The sequence below is a fragment of the Nonomuraea zeae genome (assembly GCF_005889725.1).
GTDB lineage: Bacteria > Actinomycetota > Actinomycetes > Streptosporangiales > Streptosporangiaceae > Nonomuraea > Nonomuraea zeae.
Genome location: NZ_VCKX01000621.1, coordinates 1 through 2,148, shown reverse-complemented (window position 1 = coordinate 2,148; position 2,148 = coordinate 1). Strand labels below are relative to the sequence as shown.

The window sequence follows — 2,148 nt, the reverse complement described above, 5'->3', positions numbered from 1 at the left end:
TGAAGCCGTAAAGGATCAACACGGCGAGATGGAGGCGAGGAGCGCGGCTGCGTTCCGGTAGCGGATTGTGGCCGGTGCGGGGTTGTAGCCATCGTTTTCCAGGAGTGGGCGGGCGTCGATGAGGGTGTTGCCGATGGTGCGTGGGCTGACTTCGAACAGTTCGCTGAGGGCTTGCCGGGTGCAGACTTTCCGCTGGTAGAGGATGGTGGCGAGGATCCGTTCGGCGTCGGTGATCTTCTGTTGGAAGATGCCACCGCGGGCTCCGGGGAGGCGTTCGCCACCGCGACGCTCGTAGCGGAGGCGTTCGAGGCGGGCCGCTTGCAGTGGGGTCAGCCGCTCGATCATCTGATGGAGCTCTTCGCGGCTCATCCCGGTCAGAGCGGGGTGGGAGAGCGTTTCGGAGATCCGGGGCCGCTGGGCAGGGACGTCGTCGTTGTCCAGGAAAACGTGCAGTTGCGCGGGGGTGGTGAACCGCAGGGTGGTGGCGGGGATGGTGATCTGATTCTCGGTGAGAAGTTTGCGGGTCTCGGCGATCCAGTAGCCGATCGTGAAGTCGCTGACCTCGAGCATGTCGGACAGGACCTTTTGGGAACAGATCTGGCGAAGGTAGACCACCGTGATCAGCACCCGGTCCGCGTCACAGAGCAGTCTCTGGGACCCGGCGCCCTTGGCGCGGCGACGTCCACCGCCACGCTGGTGGAACATGCGCTGCTCGGCCCGAGCGGCCTGGGCGGGAGCGAGCCGGCGAGAGAGGTCGCCCAGTTCGGCTTCGGTCATGCCGGTCAGACGGGGGTCGGCCAGGGCGCGCAGCGCTGCGGCGCGGACCTGCGCCCGGTCGGCGCTGACGACGCCCGGCTGATCAGCGATGGTGGCCTGGTCGGGGCGGATCGTGTAGTTCCAGGAGCTATGGGTGGGGTGGGCGTGGATCGGCAGCTCGGCGAACCGGGCCTTGCTCACCGTGACGCCCAGCGGATACGAGGTGGTGTCGAGTTCGGCTTCGACCCGCAACCCGGTGCGGGTCCGCGTTGAGGCGATCGTGTTGACCACGACGTCGTGGCTGGTCAACGGCCGTCCGCGCCAGTTCATCGTGACGTGGGAGAACAGCCTGTGTTCGATCTTGTTCCATTTCGACGTCCCCGGCGGAAAGTGACATACCGTGATCGCCAGGCCGGTCTCGGCGGCCAGGGCGGCGAGTTCGGCTTTCCAGACCCGATACCGGTAGCTGTTGGAGCCGCCCGCGTCCGCGGTGATCAGCAGCTGAGAGGCGTTCGGGTAGTCCAGACTGCCGCGGGCCTGCCACCAGCGGCGGATCGAGGCGACCGCGAACGTTGAGGTGTCGTGGTCGATGCCGACGTTCACCCAGCCGGTGTTCGCGCTGATGTCGTAGATCCCATACGGGATGGCCTGAGCGACGTCGGGACCGGTGAAGAAGAAGCTGTGGTCCTCAACCTTGATCGGGTCGCCCTTCGGCCGCCACTCACGGCCCGGGTTGGGGAGTCGGCCGAGCTGCTCGCGCTTCTTGGTATCGACGCTGATCACCGGCTCTCCCTCGGCCTGGTGCTGCTTGACCTGCTCGTTGATATAGCGGAACTGCGCATCCCGGTCCGGGTGCTGCTTGCCTTCCAGGGTCTTGGCGTTGCCCTGCAGGCTGAACCCGGCTTCGCGCAGAAGCCGCCCGACTGTCGGAGGCGACACTCGGTGCCCTCGTTGGGTCAGCTCGTCGGCCAGGTGCCGCAGCGACTTGGTCGTCCAGCGGAGCGGCGACATTGGTTCGCCCCGCTCGTCCGGCTCTACCAGCGCCATCAGGGCGGGAATCAGGTCCGGGTCGATCTCCTCGATTGGTTTTCGGCCGCCACCGGCATGGCGGACTCGACCATCGTCGAGAGGCTCGTCACCCGCCTCCAGTTCGAAAACACCGGCACGGACCGTTGTTTCCGACGCCCCAGCCACTGTCGCCACCGCTCGAACACCGCCATGCCCGAGCAGTCGCGCTTCCTGCCCGAGCAGCAGACGCCGCTGACGCTCATTCAGATGCGGAAGGAGCACGTCGAACCGCCGTGCGAGTTGAGACAAGACGTCGTCGGGGAAGCCCATACCGTCCCAACGAACCGAAGATCAGAAAGCAACGCTTTATTTCTTGGTGGCTTC

1 protein-coding gene is annotated in these 2,148 nt (G+C 66.0%); it reads right to left on the bottom strand.

Going from position 1 to position 2,148, the window contains the following annotated elements:
- Positions 1-15: 15 nt before the first annotated feature.
- Positions 16-2,094 carry an ISAzo13 family transposase gene (locus tag ETD85_RS61840; RefSeq protein ID WP_138699023.1) on the bottom strand — a complete coding sequence of 693 codons (2,079 nt, stop codon included), beginning with the start codon at positions 2,092-2,094 and terminating at the stop codon, positions 16-18.
- Between the last annotated feature and the right edge of the window lie 54 nt (positions 2,095-2,148).

Bases quoted from the DNA above. Each gene is read 5' to 3' on its own strand.
- ETD85_RS61840 (WP_138699023.1), bottom strand. From the start codon at position 2,094: ATGGGCTTCCCCGACGACGTCTTGTCTCAACTCGCACGGCGGTTCGAC.